Annotated in this window: 15 protein-coding genes; 4 read left to right on the forward strand and 11 right to left on the reverse strand. The window is 39.1% G+C overall.

All coding sequences use genetic code 11. From position 1 onward, the window contains the following. Positions 1-5: 5 nt before the first annotated feature. Both L1S31_RS03405 and L1S31_RS03410 read right to left on the reverse strand, forming a co-directional pair. On the reverse strand, positions 6-671 hold the full coding sequence (locus tag L1S31_RS03405) for a succinate dehydrogenase cytochrome b subunit (RefSeq protein WP_236462153.1): 666 nt from the start codon (positions 669-671) through the stop codon (positions 6-8). 159 nt (positions 672-830) lie between these two features. Next, positions 831-1,712, reverse strand: coding sequence for a hypothetical protein (locus L1S31_RS03410; RefSeq protein ID WP_236462156.1), 882 nt, complete (start codon positions 1,710-1,712; stop codon positions 831-833). Between the two features lie 106 nt (positions 1,713-1,818). Here L1S31_RS03410 and L1S31_RS03415 point away from each other — a divergent pair, with 106 nt between their 5' ends. Continuing rightward, the gene (locus L1S31_RS03415) at positions 1,819-2,379 is read left to right on the forward strand and encodes a Crp/Fnr family transcriptional regulator (RefSeq protein WP_236462158.1); all 561 of its coding nucleotides are present in this window, start codon (positions 1,819-1,821) and stop codon (positions 2,377-2,379) included. A gap of 171 nt (positions 2,380-2,550) precedes the next feature. Continuing rightward, positions 2,551-3,843 carry an aminopeptidase P family protein gene (locus L1S31_RS03420; RefSeq protein ID WP_236462161.1) on the forward strand — a complete coding sequence of 431 codons (1,293 nt, stop codon included), beginning with the start codon at positions 2,551-2,553 and terminating at the stop codon, positions 3,841-3,843. Positions 3,844-3,884: 41 nt separating this feature from the next. Here the strand turns inward: L1S31_RS03420 and L1S31_RS03425 are convergent, their stop codons facing one another. Further along, the gene (locus L1S31_RS03425; RefSeq protein WP_236462164.1) at positions 3,885-4,274 is read right to left on the reverse strand and encodes a DUF1398 domain-containing protein; all 390 of its coding nucleotides are present in this window, start codon (positions 4,272-4,274) and stop codon (positions 3,885-3,887) included. Between the two features lie 99 nt (positions 4,275-4,373). Between L1S31_RS03425 and L1S31_RS03430 the strand changes: the two genes are divergently transcribed. After that, positions 4,374-5,156, forward strand: coding sequence for an alpha/beta fold hydrolase (locus L1S31_RS03430; protein ID WP_236462166.1), 783 nt, complete (start codon positions 4,374-4,376; stop codon positions 5,154-5,156). On the opposite strand, the gene L1S31_RS03435 is transcribed toward L1S31_RS03430, so the two are convergent. The 5 genes from L1S31_RS03435 to L1S31_RS03455 form a co-directional block, all read right to left on the reverse strand. Then, the gene (locus L1S31_RS03435) at positions 5,153-7,927 is read right to left on the reverse strand and encodes a PD-(D/E)XK nuclease family protein (RefSeq protein WP_236462170.1); all 2,775 of its coding nucleotides are present in this window, start codon (positions 7,925-7,927) and stop codon (positions 5,153-5,155) included. The genes L1S31_RS03430 and L1S31_RS03435 overlap by 4 nt on opposite strands. A gap of 64 nt (positions 7,928-7,991) precedes the next feature. Beyond that, entirely contained in the window at positions 7,992-9,386 is a 1,395-nt protein-coding gene (locus tag L1S31_RS03440; protein WP_236462172.1) for an OmpA family protein, read from the reverse strand. Positions 9,387-9,509: 123 nt separating this feature from the next. Then, positions 9,510-10,709: a glycine C-acetyltransferase gene (gene kbl / locus L1S31_RS03445; RefSeq protein WP_236462174.1), complete on the reverse strand. Its 1,200-nt coding sequence runs from the start codon at positions 10,707-10,709 to the stop codon at positions 9,510-9,512. 40 nt (positions 10,710-10,749) lie between these two features. After that, on the reverse strand, positions 10,750-13,902 hold the full coding sequence (locus L1S31_RS03450) for a UvrD-helicase domain-containing protein (protein WP_236462177.1): 3,153 nt from the start codon (positions 13,900-13,902) through the stop codon (positions 10,750-10,752). 69 nt (positions 13,903-13,971) lie between these two features. Continuing rightward, the gene (locus L1S31_RS03455) at positions 13,972-14,490 is read right to left on the reverse strand and encodes a GNAT family N-acetyltransferase (protein WP_236462180.1); all 519 of its coding nucleotides are present in this window, start codon (positions 14,488-14,490) and stop codon (positions 13,972-13,974) included. 102 nt (positions 14,491-14,592) lie between these two features. Here L1S31_RS03455 and L1S31_RS03460 point away from each other — a divergent pair, with 102 nt between their 5' ends. Continuing rightward, positions 14,593-15,198, forward strand: a complete 606-nt coding sequence (locus L1S31_RS03460) for a superoxide dismutase (RefSeq protein ID WP_236462184.1) — start codon at positions 14,593-14,595, stop codon at positions 15,196-15,198. A gap of 428 nt (positions 15,199-15,626) precedes the next feature. Here L1S31_RS03460 and L1S31_RS03465 read toward each other — a convergent pair whose 3' ends face one another. From L1S31_RS03465 to rnhA, 3 genes are all read right to left on the reverse strand, one after another. Continuing rightward, entirely contained in the window at positions 15,627-17,525 is a 1,899-nt protein-coding gene (locus L1S31_RS03465) for an amidophosphoribosyltransferase (RefSeq protein WP_236462187.1), read from the reverse strand. Between the two features lie 67 nt (positions 17,526-17,592). Beyond that, positions 17,593-18,519 (reverse strand): PfkB family carbohydrate kinase, encoded by a 927-nt coding sequence (locus L1S31_RS03470; protein WP_236462189.1) that lies wholly within the window; start codon positions 18,517-18,519, stop codon positions 17,593-17,595. Positions 18,520-18,594: 75 nt separating this feature from the next. Next, a complete protein-coding gene (rnhA, locus tag L1S31_RS03475) occupies positions 18,595-19,074 on the reverse strand; it encodes a ribonuclease HI (protein ID WP_236462192.1) in 480 nt (159 codons plus the stop codon). Between the last annotated feature and the right edge of the window lie 4 nt (positions 19,075-19,078).

Here is a 19,078-nt window from a genome sequence, read left to right on the forward strand (position 1 = left end):
TGAAATTATTGATTAAAATGATGGAACAAAGCAATAACGATGAATCCGAATGGGACAACTATTGCAAATGCATATCCTAGTTTGTGTAATCCTCTTGAAAATTTATTATTGAATCCAACCGACTGCATAGACGAGTTGAAACCGTGCCATAAGTGCAATGCCAACAACACAAAAGACAAACAATACAATCCCGTTCTCACCGGGCTGTGGAATTTATGAACCAGTTCCGGGAAATATCTTGTTTCGTCAATAGGCATGCCTTGAATAAACTTGTAATTGATTTCAGGAAACCAGAAGTCGTAAAAGTGCAATCCTAAAAATGCCAAAACCACCAAACCAGAAATAATCATATTCCTTGATGCCCAGCTTGAATTTGCTGAACCATTGTTTTTAGCATAAGCAATTGGTCGTGCTGCCCTGTTTTGAAGTTCCAAAACAAATCCCATTACAAAGTGGAATACGACACCGATTGCCAAAATTGGCTGAAGCACATATTGAACCAACGGATTATATCCCATAAAATGAGAGCATTCGTTAAATACGTCAGCACTGAATATCGATGTTAGGTTAATGGAAACGTGGAGTAATAAAAAGGAAACTAAGAAAAGTCCGGAAAGTGCCATTGCTACTTTCTTTGCAATGGACGAACTCAAAATAGAGGATTTTGCCATAATTGTGTAGAATTTTAAAAAAACAACACAAAAATACAGCTATTTGCCATTAACTACAACCTTTTCGCTGTAATTTATAATGAATTTAAAGTGAATTTTATAATTGCTGATTATCAGTGGTTAATCAACGAATTCCTGTGCAAAAAAAGCTTGGAAAAATTACTTAACGTAAGTCGGAATCAAACCGCGCAATCCCATATCCACTACATTCTCACCGGCACTTGGTTCAAATTTTCCGTCGGCATTGACTTCATGCCATTCGAAACTGTTGTTGATCGATAAAGATAAGGTTACAACTACATCGTTGGTTTCGGTTCCGTCAATTACCAAATTGCTGGCGAATCTTCCGGTTACCACACAGGAACCTGAAGGAATTGGCGATGTAGCGGCAATTGGATTTGGAACAGTCGTGGCTCCGGCTGGTGCCTGCCCCGAAGTTGAGTAAGGATTATCATTTAAGGCAAAAGCCCAATATCCCTGTGCTCTGTTCCCGTTTACCGGAAAGATGGCATTTCCAATGTTGAACGTATTGATATAGGTATTGTATCCCACAAAACTGGCTAAGGTTCCGGCATAATCAACTCCCGCACTTCGAACGTTGATCTGATAATTTTGATACGACAGGGAAACACGCATCCATTCATAACTTCCTGCAGCAACCTGGCTCAAAGGGATTTCGAGGAATGTCTCATCCTGAGCCACAATTGTCGACTGGGCAAAATCAATGGCATTGCCTCCACCAACCGTAGTTTCAGGTGCATGGTAGAGAATGACACCTTGTCCAAGCTGGGTATTGGCATTTGGCGCCAATTCGATATAATGTGAGGAAATCGAGTTGAAAATAGGTGACTGCGCAGCATTTCCGGCTGCAACTGTTGATGGTTGTCCTAAATTATTCAATCGTGCCTGATTTGGGTCAAACTTGAATTTGATGATCAGTTTTGGTTCTGAAACCACCTCATCATCTGAATCCGTGCAGGAAACGAAAGTAAGCGTTAACAGTGCAATTACAAATGGTATGATTAAATATATCTTTTTCATTTTTATGCTATTGGTTGGTATTATTCGGGCGAATTTAATCGATTTCCAGTATAGATAACGTCAAAAATCTATTTTTATTACATTTGAAGTTCAAATCCAACACAGAATGTTTTTCCAATTCATCAAAAATGCCACTGCCAATGATCCTGAAAAAGAGCGTTCCGAAATCATGGAATCCTTTCGGTCTTTGAAACTAAAAAAGAACAGCTATTTGGTAAAGGAAGGTGAAAGCTGCAGTTATTTCTGCTTTGTGGAAAGCGGCATATTGCAGCATTCCATTGAAGTTCTGGACGAGGAAAAAACAACTTATCTCGCACTTCGGAACTCCTTTACTTCTTCATTATATAGTTTTCTGAACCAAACCAAATCGCGCAAAAACATCAAAGCTATTGTCGATTGTGAGCTTTGGGTAGTTGATTTGAAAACCTTTAAAAACCTCATCGAAAACAATCCAGCATTTCATAAGTTTTATTACAACCTTATTGAAAAGCAAATCTGCCTGATTGACGATTACCGCATTGATTTACTGACGTTGACCCCTGAAGAGCGCTATAAAAAACTACTGGTCACCGAACCCAAATTATTACAGGAAGTTCCGCTGCATTACCTCGCTTCTTTCCTCGGGATTTCAACACGGCACATGTCAAGGATTCGTAAGAATGTTTAAATAACGATTGCCGTCACTTCGAGTGTTTTTGCCTGAGCAAAAATGTATCGAGAAGCCAACTGCAAACAATGGCTCTCGATAGATTTCGAATAGAATGCAAAAAATAACGCCATATGGCTGTAATTTCTTTTTGACTATTGCGTAATTTTGGATTTCTAAAATTATCAACATATGAAATATCATCAAATAGACCGCAATTTGTTCATTAAAAACAGGGCTAAATTCACAGCGCAAATGAAACCCAACAGCGTTGCTGTGTTCAACTCCAATGACATTTATCCGGTTTCGGCAGACAGTACTTTACCGTTTGCACAGCATCGCGATATTTTTTATTTATCAGGCGTTGACCAGGAAGAAAGTATTTTGTTGCTGTTCCCTGATGCGCCTTATGAGCATTTGAAACAGATTTTATTCCTAAAGGAAACCAACGAGCACATTGCCGTTTGGGAAGGTGAAAAACTAACCAAGGACAGGGCTTTTGAAGTGTCCGGAATCAAGTCGGTGATTTGGCTGCAGGATTTCCATAAAACATTGAAGGAAGTCATGGCTTACGCCGAAACGATGTATATCAACACCAACGAGCATTACCGCGCATCGATTGAAACCGAAACCCGTGAAGCGCGTTTTGTAAAATGGTGGAAGGAAAATTATCCCGCACATAAAGTCGAAAAATCGAATCCTATTTTGCAAAGGCTGCGTTCGGTTAAGGAAAGCGAAGAATTGGATTTGATCCAGGAAGCCTGTAATATTACCGAAAAAGGGTATAGAAGAGTGCTGCAGTTTGTAAAACCAAACGTAACCGAATATGAAATCGAAGCCGAATTTGCGCACGAATTCCTCCGAAACCGTTCCAAAGGTTTTGCCTATACACCAATTATCGCCTCAGGGAACAATGCGAATGTTTTGCATTACATAGAAAACAATCAACAATGTAAAGCCGGCGATTTGGTTTTGCTTGATGTTGGTGCCGAATATGCCAATTACTCGAGCGACATGACGCGTATGGTTCCGGTTTCAGGACGTTTTACCGAAAGGCAGAAACAGGTGTACAACGCTGTGCTTAACGTAAAGAATGAGGCGACAAAGATGTTGACAGTGGGTAATTTGTGGAAACAATACCATGTAGAAGTGGGTAAAATCATGACCTCGGAATTACTTGGCCTGGGATTGATTGACAAAGCCGATGTACAAAACGAAAACCCGGATTGGCCAGCTTATAAAAAATACTTTATGCACGGAACGTCCCACCATATGGGATTGGATACGCACGACTACGGCTTGTTGCACGAACCAATGCAGGCGAATATGGTCTTTACTGTTGAACCAGGAATTTACATTCCGGCTGAAGGTTTCGGAATCCGAATTGAGGATGATGTAGTAATCCAGCCAAAAGGCGAACCGTTCAATTTGATGAGAAACATTCCAATTGAAGCGGACGAGATTGAATCGATAATGAATTCGTAATAGAACAAGAAAGACGGCTCACGATTGTGAGCCGTTTTTATTTAAATGGGAATAGTTTCAACCAAAACTTCATTACCTGCTTTGTCATAATAGCTACAGGTTTTTTTATCCATAACGACTATCCATTTTTCAATTCCAGATTTGGCACAATCCTTCCTAAACATTGGAAAATCTGTTTGGCCTTGTTGGTGCGCTTTCAAATCGGATTTGAATTGCTCCGGATTGCAATCGACAGCGATGCTTAATATTTCATGGTTTCCTTCAGACGAAATACTAAAATTATTTTCGCCCTGGTAATCTGTGTGGCTGTCAAACACAAACGTTTCGTAAGCTGTAATGCCAAGTTCAATCAAATCCCTCATATATTGCGGGAAATCGGCGCCACTTTTTACTTTGGAATGCGCTTCTTTTATTTGTTGGATGGTGAACATAGTATTCTTTTCCTCAAATATAAGAATTCTATGTTCGATTTGTCATTCCGACATAATAGAACCCTTGTTTCTTGCTTCTGAAAACCTTATTTTTGAACCATGAAGCAGCTCGCCTATAAAAACACCAAAATCTCTTATACCGATGAAGGTAAGGGCACGGCTGTGATTTTATTGCACGGTTTCCTCGAAAACAAAACCATGTGGGATAAATACGTTGTCACATTGGCCAAAACCAACCGCGTTATTACCATCGATTTACTGGGCCATGGCGAAACCGAATGCCTGGGTTATGTGCATGTGATGGAAGACCAGGCTGATATGGTTTATGCGGTCTTGATTTACCTTAGGTTGCGCAAAGTGGTGCTTGTTGGGCATTCGATGGGTGGTTATGTGGCTTTGGCTTTCGCCGAATTGTATCCCGATCATGTCAAAGGGATTTTCCTTTTGAACTCTACAGCGCGTGCCGACAGCGAGGAGCGAAAAACCAATCGCGACCGCGCGATTGTCTGCGTCAAACAGGATTATACCAACTTTGTCCGGATGTCAATCGCGAATCTTTTTAGCGAAGACAATCGTGAAATTCTTGCAAAGGAAATTGAGAAAACCAAAAAAGAAGCCTTAAAAACGCCACTTCAGGGAATTGTTGCTGCATTGGAAGGCATGAAAATAAGGAAAGACCGCGAAGTATTGCTGCATTTTGCGCCTTATCCGATTCAAATGGTTTTGGGTAAAAAAGATCCCGTTTTGAATTACGACGAAACCATCGACCAGATTGAAGGCACAGAAGTGGAACTTACCACATTCCCTGACGGCCACATGTCGCATATCGAAAATGAAAAGGAACTGAAAAAACTACTTTCAGATTTCCTAAAGAAAGTCTAAGTGACTTTTTCCTCAAAAGGAATGTTCACATCCAATATTTCCTGTAATAGAATGACTAACTGTTCGAGGTAATTTTCCATAATTTCGGGTGAAATTATTGTCTCTGGCTCTTTTTCGGGTTTAAACTGAAAGGGTAAAAATCCTGATTTCAGATTCTTGAACGATATGATTCCGGCTTCTATTTCCTGACCGTTTGCGAGGTTTTCGTACATAAAGGCATACGCCAAAACCTGGATGATTTTCTCGTTCTTGATGTCTTCGGTCAGACCATTCCATTCCTTCAACGTTACGTTGCGCTGTTCGACTTTTCCGGTCTTGTAATCGACTATCCTGATTTTGCTTTTTTCGCCTTTCCTAGCCCTGAATTCTATTCGGTCAACCTTTCCGCCAATTTTAACCGGGAAAGGCAAATCTGGATGATTTAAAGTATGGAATAATTCGGCTTCCAAATCGATAATCTGTATTTCGTCTCCATTTTCCAGTGATTCCAATTCGAGTTTCAGGAAGTTGAGCACATTGCGTTTAGCGACTTCAAAGGCCAGCAGGTTTTTCCCTTTTTGGATTTCACCTTCCTTATAAACCAGCTTGAACTGACTCAGGACTTCAGCATCGATTTTGGCAAAACTGCGTTTGATATCTTCAGTTGTCAGAAGCCTTCCTATAAAGGGTTTGTATAATTCTTCCAAAGCACCATGAATGATGGTTCCCAAAGTATTGACTGCAATGTTTTCCTCAACCTCATCGGTTTCTGAAATGCGCAAAACCCGTTGGAAATAAAACTGTATCGGGTTGCGGATGTAAGTTGTTAATGATGAAGGCGAAAAGCCTTTTTCCGCAATTTCACGTAAGCGCTCCAGGATGCTTTCCGTTTTTGGGATTACAATGGGTTGATGTGCAATATTGGGCACATCCGGATTGTAATATTGAAACGTCAGGTTGTGATTGGGCTGTTTTTCGACTTCAAGCTGGGTAATGAAACGGCTTTTTTCACCTGCATCAAAACCTTCACTATCGGAATTATAAATAAGGTAAATATCCTTGGCTCGCTGTAGCAAATGATAGAAATGATAGGTATAAATAGCATCCTTTTCCTTGAAGGTTGGCAAACCGTATTCCTTTTTTACATCATAAGGAATAAAGGAATTCGTTGATTTTCCAGCCGGGAATTTGCCTTCATTCACCGAAGTAATGATTACCGTTTCAAAATCGAGCACACGGCTTTCCAATACTCCCATAAGCTGTAATCCGTTCAAGGGTTCTCCTTCAAACGAAACTTCGGCTACATCAATCACCTGTTTGTAAATTGCCTGCAAGGTTTTGATATCGTCAATTTGCGGATGTTCGGAAAAATAGGAAATCATTTTATTGATGACCTTGAATATTGAGTAAACAAACGCATTGGTAATTTTTTCCTCTTCGTTTTCATAGCTTAGGTTTGCTTTTATCCTGAGCAGGATTTGCGAGATATTTTCCAAAACGGCAACCGAACCTAGATCCCATTTTTGGAACAAAAGTTTGAAGAGCTCATTGCTTTCAGGATGCAGTTCTTCGAGCTTTTTATGGGGAATGAAGGTGAAATTGTTTTTGTTGATGCGGTTGACCAATTCATTGGCAAATACAAAAGGCTCTATTAAAGGATGCGTCAGTATGTCGAGCACATCCTTGTAATACATTACATAGCTTGAGGCATTTCGCGTAAGTGCATTGTTGTGCAGTTTGAATAACTTGGCGATAAGCAATTGTGCGGGGTTATTTTTGCTCGAAAAACCCATAGTGATATTCAGCGCGTCGACGCTGTCGGGTAACGAATGTAAAACCGGCAAGAGCAAATTTTCCTCACCTAAAACCAAGGCAACATTCTGAAGATTGGAGTTGTTTTCCTCTGTGTGTTTTTTGATGATGCTTCCGGCTATTTTAGCCTGTCCAATCGATTTGGATGTCGCAATAACCTGAATGTTCTTTTCCTTCTTAAAATCGTTTACAATCCACTCATACGGATGCGATTTGTAATAAATCCATTCCGATTTGAATCGACGCTGGAAAAGCCCGGCATCATGAAAAGAATCGTAAAGCAGTGTTTCGTCAATGTCCCAATAGATTTTGGCATTTTCCAAAGCCAGCAAGTGCTGGATTATTTTCTCTTCTGCCTGGTTTAATGCATTGAATCCTGCAAAAATAAACTGCCTGTTATCGTTGTTTTCTGAAAAATGGTCTAGGTTCTCAACTGCTTCCCGGTAAATCAATCCCTGATAACCTACTCCTTTGTTGCGTAAATATTGATATAGCGAGTGATAATAATCGGGGAGTTTTTTCCAAAACAGCAGGTGTTTTTCAATGAGTTCTGTCCGTTTGTCAATGTCAACCGACCAATGCTCTATTTCCTTTATGTTTTCGAGATATTTTAAGATGGCATTCGGATCTAATAGATAGCGGTCGATTTCATTAAAATCCTGCAGTAATGTTTTCGCCCAATTGGCAAAGTTTTCAAAAGATTCGGGTTTCTCATTGGTTAGAGAAAGATAGACTTCATAAAACTCGAATAACAGCTCTACACTGTCAATCGAGCGTATCCCTGCAACATCCTGGACAAATTCTTCTATGCTTATGATTTCGGGCGCAATGACATTGTTGGATATCAATTTCCTCAATTCATCAAGCAAAAAGACTTTGGCTCTTTTATTGGGTAAGACTATGGTAAGGCCTGATAAATTATCAGAATGTGATTTTAGTATTTCCTGGGCTAAAAGATGGAGGAATGTTGGTTTTGACATTCCATAAAAATAAAAAAACGCCCCGAATATCGGAGCGTTTTTCCTGAATTTATTTTAGAGAAAATTATTTTACTAATTTCACTTCAACTCTTCTGTTGTTAGCTTTACCAGCTTTAGTTTTGTTAGTATCGATTGGTTTAGACTCACCGAAACCTTGTGAAGATAATCTGTTAGAAGCAATACCACTTTCGATTAAGTAGTTTTTAACTGCTGCAGCTCTTTCTTCAGATAATTTTTGGTTGTGTGCGTCTGTTCCATCGCTGTCAGTGTGTCCTTCTAACGAGAAGTTAGAATTTGGATACTCTTTCAAGATAGCAACCATTGCCTGCAATACTGGGTAAGTTTGTTGTTTGAATGATGCTTTGTTTGTATCGAATAAGATCGTTTTAGCATAGTCATTCAATCTTTTGATAACTTCGTCAGATACTTCTGGACAACCATTGTTAGCAACAGTACCAGCTACGTCTGGACATTTGTCATCTTTATCTAAAACTTTATCTCCATCTCTATCTGGCCAAGGACAACCTGCGTTTTCTTTTGGACCGGCAACATCTGGACATTTGTCTGATTTGTCAGTAACACCGTCACCGTCAGCATCAGGACAACCGTTTAATGATTTCAAACCAGCAACTTCTGGACAAGCATCGTCTTTATCAGCGATTCCGTCACCGTCAGTATCAGGACAACCTTGGAATTCAGCTGGACCAGCAACTTCTGGACAAGCGTCATCTTTATCAGCAATTCCGTCAGCATCAGTATCAGGACAACCGTTGAATTGTTTTAAACCAGCCTGCTCTGGGCAAGCATCATCTTTATCATAGATTCCATCACCGTCTGTATCTTTTCCTCCAAATTTGAAAGTAAGACCAGCGAAGTGCTGCATGTGAGATGGCATATCTTCACGTAAATCTTCGAAAGATTGTTTGTAAGTAGAACGTACAGATAAACCAACCATTTCAGTAAACCAGTAAGTTAATCCCAAACCTCCGTTTAATGTACCTGCGTGCATGTCATCACCAATCCAAGTGTAACCTCCACCGATATGGATAGAAGGATCGATTGTTTTAGATTTGATTAGGTTCATCAAGCTATAGTTGATAACCGCATCAGCTGCATAGTAGTTAAGGTCTCCCGGATTAGTTACAGTATATGGTCCTTCACCAATTCTTGGCTGTACAAATCTGTCGATTTTGTTAATAGATCCAGTAATTCCAAAAGAGAAATTACTACCAACGTATTTAGATACGTTTAAATAAGATACTGAAGGCAAAATGTTCCAGTTGTCTTTAGCATTAAAGAACTGAGAAAATTGATCCTCCAATTTAGATGCAGCGCTAACTCTAGTGTCTACTGCATTAACCCCAAACGAAATCGCCCAAGGGTTGTTAGTGTCTTGAGCTTGTGAGCTGAATCCAGCTAACATTACCAAAGCAACGAATAATTTGTTAAGATGTTTCATACTTTATTTGATTAGATTATAATAATTATAACGAGACAAAAGTAACACGTAATATTCTAATAACAAAATCAAAATGTTAAAATGTGTGAATTATATAAGGATTCAACACTAATTGTGAAAAAATCAGTGTTTTTTTTCAATATTTAACTGATTTCTAACTTCAACGAATGCATTAATCGCCTGATCCAAATGCTTTTGTGTATGAGCCGCCGATAGCTGGACCCTTATGCGTGCCTTGTCTTTTGGCACAACCGGATAAAAGAATCCGATAACATAGATACCTTTTTTAAGGAGTTCGTCGGCCATAATTTGGGAAAGCTTAGCATCATAAAGCATAACGGGTACAATTGCAGAATCTCCGTCAATAAAATCAATTCCGGCTTTGCGTAATCCTTCTTTAAAATAGTTGGTGTTCCATTCGACCTTGTCACGAAGCGTAGTATCTTTTTCCAGAAGTTCAAAAACCTTTATTGAAGCTCCAACAATAGCTGGTGCCAATGAATTTGAAAACAAATAAGGGCGTGAGCGCTGGCGCAGGATTTCAATAACTTCTTTCTTTGCTGTAGTATAACCGCCCATCGCACCTCCAAGTGCCTTGCCTAAAGTCCCTGTGATAATGTCAACTCTTCCCATTACACCTTTGGCTTCAAGTGTTCCTTTTCCGGTTGCACCAATGAATCCTGCTGCGTGGCATTCATCAACCATTACCAAAGCATCGTATTTATCAGCAAGGTCGCAGATTTTGTCTAATGGCGCCACTAATCCATCCATCGAGAAAACTCCATCGGTAACGATAAGTTTAAAACGATGTCCGGTTTCGACCGCTTTTTTCAATTGGTTTTCCAAATCTTCCATATTGGAATTCTCATAGCGGTAACGCGCTGCCTTGCACAAACGCACACCATCAATAATCGAGGCATGGTTTAAGCTGTCTGAAATGATACAATCCTCTTCGCCTAATAACGGTTCGAAAACACCGCCATTGGCGTCAAAAGCTGCAGCATATAAAATAGTATCCTCTGTACCGTAGAAATCGGCTATCTTTTTTTCAAGGGTTTTATGGATGTCCTGGGTTCCGCAGATGAAACGTACAGACGACATTCCGAAACCATGCGAGTCCAAAGCATCTTTGGCTGCCTGAACCACTTCGGGATGCGATGATAATCCGAGGTAATTATTGGCACAAAAGTTTAAAACAGTTTCGCCATTTACTATAATTTCAGCTCCTTGTGGTGAAGTGATGACGCGTTCCTTTTTGAAAAGCCCATTTTGTTCTATGGCATTCAGTTCATTTTGTAAGTGTTGTTGAATTTTTCCGTACATGTTGTGTTTATGAATTTTAGTTTGTGTTTGTTTTTAAAGATTACAAATTTACCACTTCCAAAGTTTCCCCAATATAAACCAGCGCTTTTTTAGTCACTTTAAAACCCATTTTTTCAATGGCGTTCTGATAGTTTTCCAATTGATGGGTATACTTCGTTTGATGTGATCCGGTTTTATAATCCAATAAATAAATTTCGTTATTGCCCGTCAGAACCATTCTATCTGGCTTAACAATGCTTCCTTCTTTTTGGATGATGTTTTTTTCATTTAGGATTTTATGCTGCTTTGAAAAAAACAATTCCAAATCCTGATGCATTACAATTTGCAGAATCGTTTTAAGGACTTCCTCTCTTTGTCCGGAAACTATCAATCCGTTTTCAATGGCTTTGGTCAATGCCAAATCGATATCGTCCTTTGTTTTGATGAAGGAGAGAATTTCGTGGATGATGTTTCCGTATTCAATCGCCTTTTGCTGCTTCGTATTCCACATCAAACTTTCGCGTTGGGCTATTTTGATGTTTTTCGGGTTTAAGGTGGCCTGAAGTTGCGGAACTGTTTTGGTTGCTTCCCCAGCCTCCTCAGCTTGTGATAATCTTTGGGCTGAGCCAAATGAATATTCGAATTTTTCTTCGCTGAATATTTCTTTTGACTCTAAATATTTGATGAAAAATGTCGCCATGTTTTTAGGATATTCCCCGGTTGTTTTTGCCTTTGACTGCATTGCAGAAATAACATGCAATTGCTCTTCGGCACGTGTCAAAGCGACGTACAAAACATTGATATCATCCAATAACTCTTCCTGCTTTTTTTGATGGAATGTCAACGCAGCTTCTTCACCATAACTGGACACGGCGTTGCTTTTGTCAACCAAAACCTTTGGCAAACCAAACTCTTCCTCAACGGCGTTGAGCCATATTTTCTCCTTTGGCCCTTTACTATAATCTTCATCTGCAAAAGGAAAAATCACCACCGGAAATTCCAAGCCTTTTGACTTATGAATGGTCATAATCCTGACCGCGTCATTGCCTTCGGGCGAAGGAATGCTGAGTTTTTCTGAATTGTTATCCCAATAATACAGGAAATCCGAGATTCCGGCCTGTTTTTTTAAATCGTGCTCCAAAACCAAATCCAAAAAGAACTGCACATAGGCATTCCTTTTTTGAATTGGGATGATTTTCGAAATTATGATTTCTGTTGCTTCATACAGCGACTTCTTTCGGATGTTGGCAAACGAAAAATCAATATTGAAGCCGGTTAACCATTGCTGAAATTCATTTTCATTGCTTAGCTGCATTCCTTCTGCTATAAAATCGTGAATTTGATGTTTTTCCTGATTCAATGCTAAGTAGTAAAGGAAATTTGCTTTTGCCAATAAGTCGTTATTATTGTTCAGGTAACGCAACACCCAAAGTAAACTCTGCACTTCGGAAGACGCGCCCAGCAACAAACTTTCGGTTGACAATATTGGAATCCCATTTTCGGTCAGATAATTTGCAATTTGCGTTCCGTGGGCTTTCTTTCGCGTCAGAACGACAATGTCCCTATTCTGAAAACCTTTTGATTTTGTGTTTAAAATTGTTTTTAAAGTTGCGTCTAAATACAATTCGTCTTTTGCCAGGTTTTCTTCTTCACCAAAGTCTGCTTTCTCCGTTTTCGGGACAAACGAAATATTGACATAACCGCCTTTTTTGTCATTTCGCTCCTGATGGCTTCGGTTTTTATACAAATCCCAATAATCTTCGTTTGCGAATTCATCCGCAATCAGATTAAAGAAACTGTTGTTAAAATCAATTACCTGCGAATAGCTGCGCCAGTTGGTTTTCAGTGAAAACAACTTTTTGTCGGGATTGTTAAATGGGTTTTTATCTTTGCTGAGCTCAATAAACTGCTCAGCTTTCCCACCACGCCAACGGTAAATGGATTGCTTTGGATCACCAACAATCATGAGTGTTCCATTTTCATTTTCAACCATCGCCGAAGTGGCATTGTCAATCAGCGGAATGAGATTGTGCCATTGCATTTCAGAAGTATCCTGAAACTCATCTATGAAAAAATGCCGGTATTTTTCGCCCAAACGCTCATAAATAAAAGGCGCTGGTTGATTTTGGATTTGTTCGTAAATAAGTTTGTTAAACTCCGAAATCGAGAGGATTCCCTGTTCCTGCTGGATTTTGTTCAATTCGTTGCTCACAGTATTCAGCAATGAAAGTGGTGTAATGTTTTTGAGAAAAGCTTCGTAAAAGTTTTTGGTTTCAAATTTTTTATAAATCGATGCCAGGATTTCGAGTAATTGTGGAATTATTGCTTCTATGATCTCCTTGTCAACAGCGTTTTTATTGATTGCAATATCCTCAAATTCGTAATAGCATTTATTTTTCGTATTAAACCTTTTTTCCCGGATGCTCTGCAGGTGATTTGGGAATGTTTGACGTGAAAACGAATTCAAATCAATGCCTTTATTCTCAATCAAAGTCAATGCCTCAGTTGCCATTGCCACAGTTTCTGCTTCGAATTGCTCACAAAGTTCCGTCAGCTTGTTTTTGATTACAATGAAATCCTCGATTTTTTTGTTTTGGAAATGCGTGATTTCTTCTCGGTTGTTTTCGTTTAAAATCAGCTTGCCGGTTTCCATGATGTCGCGCGAAACGTCCCAGGATTTATCATCATCTGTTTTCTCCATTGTAAAATCGACGAGCAGCTTAGTCAATTCTGCATCATTTCCTGCTTCGGCGATAATGGCATCAACGGCTTCAGTCAAAATACTTTCGGTGTCCAACGAAACTTCAAAAGTTATCGGCAGATTCAAATCGTGTGCAAAAGCCCGAATCACTTTGTGTGTAAACTTATCAATGGTTGAAATGTCAAAAGCGGCATAATTGTGAATCAGGTTCTTGATGATGCTCTTGGCTTTTTCAGTAATCGCGTTAAGGCTCAAGCCTGTTTCAACCTGAATGTCCTGCATCAGTTTCAACGCTTTATCCGAAGGATTTTCTTTGGCAAATTCAGAAAGGCTTTCCACGACACGGCTTTTCATTTCGTGCACCGCTTTATTGGTAAACGTAATGGCAAGTATGTTGCGATAGGCATCTGGTTTTTTGGAAAGGAGAATAATTTTAAGATATTCCTTTACCAAAGTATAGGTCTTTCCTGAACCTGCAGAGGCATCGTATATCGAGAAAGCTGTTTTTTGCATGATTCGCTTTGGATTAATTTAGTAAACACAATATGCTGTAAGGCTTAATATTTGTGCGTTTTACGGTAATCATTTGTCAATTACATATACAAAATTGAGTTTGCTTGGTTCCCCATAATATTCCACTTCAAATTCATCAACCTTTTGTGCTCCTATTTTTTCGATTGCCTTTTGTGAACGGATATTAAAGGCTCCAATATGGAAGTAGACCTTATCCACAAACTGAAAGGCATAGTCGAGCAACAATTTTTTCAGGGATTTGTTATATCCAGTGCCCCAAAATTTGGTTCCGATAAAAGTATATCCTATCAAAACAGAGTTGTCTGCTTCGTTATAATCGTAATAACGGCTGCAGCCCACAGTTTCATTGGTTTTGGCATCAACAACCAGAAAAGCTCCTTTAGATTCAATGGCTCCATTAAAATAGTTCGTAAAATCCTCTAACTTATATCTATTCGGATTCGGATGCTGTTCCCAGACTCTGGGATTGGATGCTACTTCGAACAATCTGTCAAAATCACTTTCCTCAAGCGGAATCAGTTTTATTAAATCATCCTGAAGATACGACGGCTGTAAATCGAATGCCATTATGCTTTGATATTAAATATTTATTAAGGTTTTTCCTTTTACGAAGTTAAATGATTAAATTTGAATTCAATTATTTTTAATAACTTTTAAACACCATATATTATGCCTTTTGAATTACCACCATTACCTTATGCATACGATGCATTAGAGCCACATATTGATGCCAGAACAATGGAAATCCACCATTCAAAACATCACAATGCTTATACTACAAATCTGAACGCTGCAATCGCAGGAACTGATTTGGAAGGCTTATCAATAGAAAACATTTTGATTAATCTTGACATGAAAAATGCAGCCGTTAGAAACAACGGTGGCGGTTATTATAACCACAATCTTTTTTGGAGGGTGATGTCTCCGACAGGTGGAGGAAAACCTAGTGGCGATTTAGCTGAGGCTATTGATGCTGCTTTTGGAAGCTTTGATGAGTTTAAGGCACGTTTCTCAAAAGCCGGAGCAACACAGTTTGGTTCAGGATGGGCATGGCTTTGTGTAAAAGATGGAAAGCTAGATGTTTGCGGAACACCAAACCAGGACAATCCATTAATGCCTGGCGTTGGCTGTGGCGGGACACCAATCCTTGGAATGGATGTTTGGGAACATGCTTATTATTTAAATTATCAAAACCGTCGTCCCGATTATATTGAAGCTTTCTTTAATGTAATCAACTGGACAGAAGTAGCACGACTTTATGCTATAGAAAAATAACAAAAAATATCTTTTTAAGATTAAAGACCGATTGTGAGAACAGTCGGTTTTTTATTTGGGATAAGTATAAAAAATAAACAGGCGGAATCTCTTCCACCTGTTTGCCCCAAATCTACCATAAACTTAACCTACTAAATACTATGGTAGGACAAAACTATTGATAAGTTGTTAAAAAACAAGGTTTTTTGTTAAAATTATATTGGGATGATAGGCAAATGCGAGTGAAATAACCTATTTGTTTATGATTTTCAGACATTTATAAAATAAAAAAGGTGAAAATTTCTTTTCACCCTTTTTGCCCCAAATCTACCATAAACTTAACCTACTAATGCTATGGTTCAACAAATATATAGGGTATAGAACGCTAACAGCAAATAATTTAGACGAACTACAGCATTAATCGTTGAACGACAAAAAATGTTAAAATTTTAGTAAGCGCGTGCATTTTTACCCTCGTAGAAATTCATAAATGCCTTGTTCGCAACACGATTTCCACCTGGTGTTGGATAGTCACCTGTAAAGTACCAATCGCCTAGATTTTTTGGACACGCAGTGTGCAAATCATTAACGGTCTGGAAAATTATTTTTACTTCTGCATTAATGTCTTCAGAAGTTAATAGTTGGGCTATTTTGTCTGAGATTTCCTTATCTGTAAAGGGTTTGTAAATTTCGGTGACATAATTCACAACATCATTATCCTTATAATTAGCCTGTGCTTTGCATTTGGCATAAACCTCATCCACAATGTGGTATAAATTTCGTTCCTTCAATAATTCTAAAGTTGCCTGAAAAGCTACCAATCCTTCAAGCCTTGCCATATCAATCCCATAACAATCCGGAAAACGGATTTGTGGTGCTGAAGAAACGATAACAATGCGTTTTGGATGAAGCCTGTCCATCATTTTGATGATCGACATTTTTAAGGTTGTTCCGCGTACGATACTATCATCAATGATTACCAGGTTATCCGTGGTTTTTATGACTCCGTACGTTACGTCGTATACATGGGCAACAAGGTCATCCCTGCTACTATCTTCGGTAATGAACGTCCTTAATTTGGCATCTTTTATCGCTATTTTCTCTGTCCTGATTTTTACAGATAGGATTTCTTCGAGTTTTTCCTTAGTTAAGGTTTTCCTATTGTCAAGAATGAATTGATTTTTCCTTTGATTCAGAAAATCATTTGCTGCTTCGACCATTCCATAGAAAGATGTTTCAGCAGTATTTGGAATATAAGAGAAAACAGTATTGTCAGTATCATTGTCTATGGATTCCAAAACCGCAGGAAGAATCAATTTGCCCAATTCTTTTCGTTCCTGGTAAATTTCTGCATCGCTTCCTCGCGAAAAATAAATCCTTTCAAATGAACATGCTTTCTTTTCTGTTGGAACAATGATTTCCTCTTCAGTAATTGTTCCGTTTTTCTTGATGATTAAGGCATTTCCCGGTTTTAATTCCTGTACTTTTTCAAATGGCACATTGAAAACCGTTTGAATAACCGGCCGTTCCGAAGCCACAACCGCAATTTCGTCATCCTGGTAAAAAAACGCCGGACGTATTCCTGCAGGATCACGCAGTACAAATGCATCTCCGTGACCTAAAAGCCCGGCCATCGCAAAACCGCCATCCCAGCCTTTGGAAGCACGTTTCAATATTTTTGGGATATCAAGCTTTTCGGCAATAACCGGAGAAGCTTCCCTTTTGGACAAACCATTATTTTTGCATTCCTGATATAAGTCGGTAACCGCATCGTCTAGAAAATGTCCAATCTTTTCCATTACGGTAACGGTATCAGTCATTTCTTTTGGATGCTGCCCCAACTCGACCAAACTATTAAAAAGTTCCTTAACATTGGTCATATTGAAGTTTCCAGCCAAAATCAGGTTTCGGTGCATCCAGTTGTTCTGGCGTAAAAATGGATGAACGCTTTCGATGCTGTTTTTCCCATAGGTTCCGTAACGGACGTGGCCCAAAAACAATTCCCCGATGTAAGGAATGTTTTCCTTCTGCAGGGCAACATTGTCCTGATATTCCGGATGTAAAGTCAGTTCTTCGTTAATTCGCTCATTAATCTGCCCAAAAATATCCTGAATCGCTTGTGCTTTATTGGAACGAACACGGCTGATGTATCTTTCGCCCGGATCAACGTCCATTTTAATTGAGGCAAATCCGGCGCCATCCTGTCCTCGGTTGTGTTGCTTTTCCATCAACAGGTACATTTTCTGTATTCCGTAAAAAGCCGAACCGTATTTCTCCTTATAGAATTCCAACGGTTTTTTTAATCTTAAAAGTGCAATTCCACATTCGTGTTTTATCGCGTCGCTCATTGTAGTTGTTGTGTTGTAATTAGTGTTGTATAAAAATAAAAATGCCCCGAAATTTCGAGGCATAAATTTATGATAATTCTATTTCAAAATGTGTTAACGATTTGAATTGTTTCAAGCGTTTGTTCACCTCTTCCTTGTTTAGTTCCAACATTCTTTCGGTTCCAAATTTCTCAACGCAGAATGAAGCGAGATTAGAACCCTGAATGATAGCGGTTTTCATTGTATTGAATGAAACATCTCCCTGTTGCGTGATGAATCCTGCAAATCCTCCTGCGAAAGTATCTCCGGCTCCAGTCGGATCGAAAACATCTGCCAAAGGCAATGCAGGAGCGAAAAAGATTTCGTGGTCGTGGAAAATCAGCGCACCGTGCTCTCCTTTTTTAATCACTACATATTTTGGACCCATTGTGTGGATTTTAGCTGCAGCCTTCACCAAAGAATATTCTCCAGACAATTGACGCGCTTCCTCGTCATTGATCGTAATTACATCTACACGTTTGATAACATCCAATAATTCCGGCAAGGCACAATCCATCCAAAAGTTCATCGTATCCAAAACAACCAGTTTTGGTTTTTTCGCCATTTGATTCAAAACTCCTGTTTGCACAATTGGGTGTAAGTTTCCTAACATTACCACATCAGCATCCTTGAAATTTTCAGGGACAATCGGATTGAAATCAGCTAAAACATTAAGCTCAGTAGCCAAAGTGTCTCTCGAATTCATATCGTTGTGGTAACGACCACTCCAGAAGAAGGTCTTTCCACCTTTAACAATTTCTAATCCCGAAATATCAATGTTTCTTGAAGTCAATAAATCTAAATATTCCTGTGGAAAATCATCACCAACCACTGAAACAATAGCTGATTGTAAGTTAAAATGCGAAGCCGAAAGTCCGATGAAGGTTCCTGCTCCACCTAAGATTTTATCTGTTTTTCCAAAAGGGGTTTCGATAGCGTCAAAAGCAACCGTTCCTACTATTAAAAGTTTGTTCATTATCTGTGTTTCAAATTAAAGGCGCAAAGATAAGTCTAAAGTTTGATAGTTGCAAAGGTTATTCGGAAGCAAATTTTAAAGCAGTTTCTGCTCTTCCTTTTCATAAAAAACATCCACAGATAAATTGGGTAAAGCCGATGCCATTACTGCCAATTCATCACAACGCTCGTTTTGAGGATGATTGTTGTGGCCCTTTATCCATTTGAAATCAACCTGGTGCTGACGGTAAATCTTTAGGAAACGCATCCACAAATCGGGATTTTTTTTGTCTTTGAAGCCTTTTTTCTCCCAACCGAAAACCCATTTTTTCTCAACCGCATCGACAACATATTTAGAATCGGAAACGACTAAAACTTTTGAACCGGGATTTTTTATTTTTTCCAAACCAACAATTACGGCAAGCAATTCCATCCGGTTATTGGTCGTATGCCGGAATCCTTCATAGAATTCCTTTTTGTAATTGGTTCCAACCAATTCCATCACAACACCATAACCTCCGTTTCCGGGATTCCCTTTGGCTGCGCCGTCTGTGTATATGTGGATTTGATGGCTCAATTTT

The sequence above is a fragment of the Flavobacterium wongokense genome (assembly GCF_021608265.1).
GTDB lineage: Bacteria > Bacteroidota > Bacteroidia > Flavobacteriales > Flavobacteriaceae > Flavobacterium > Flavobacterium wongokense.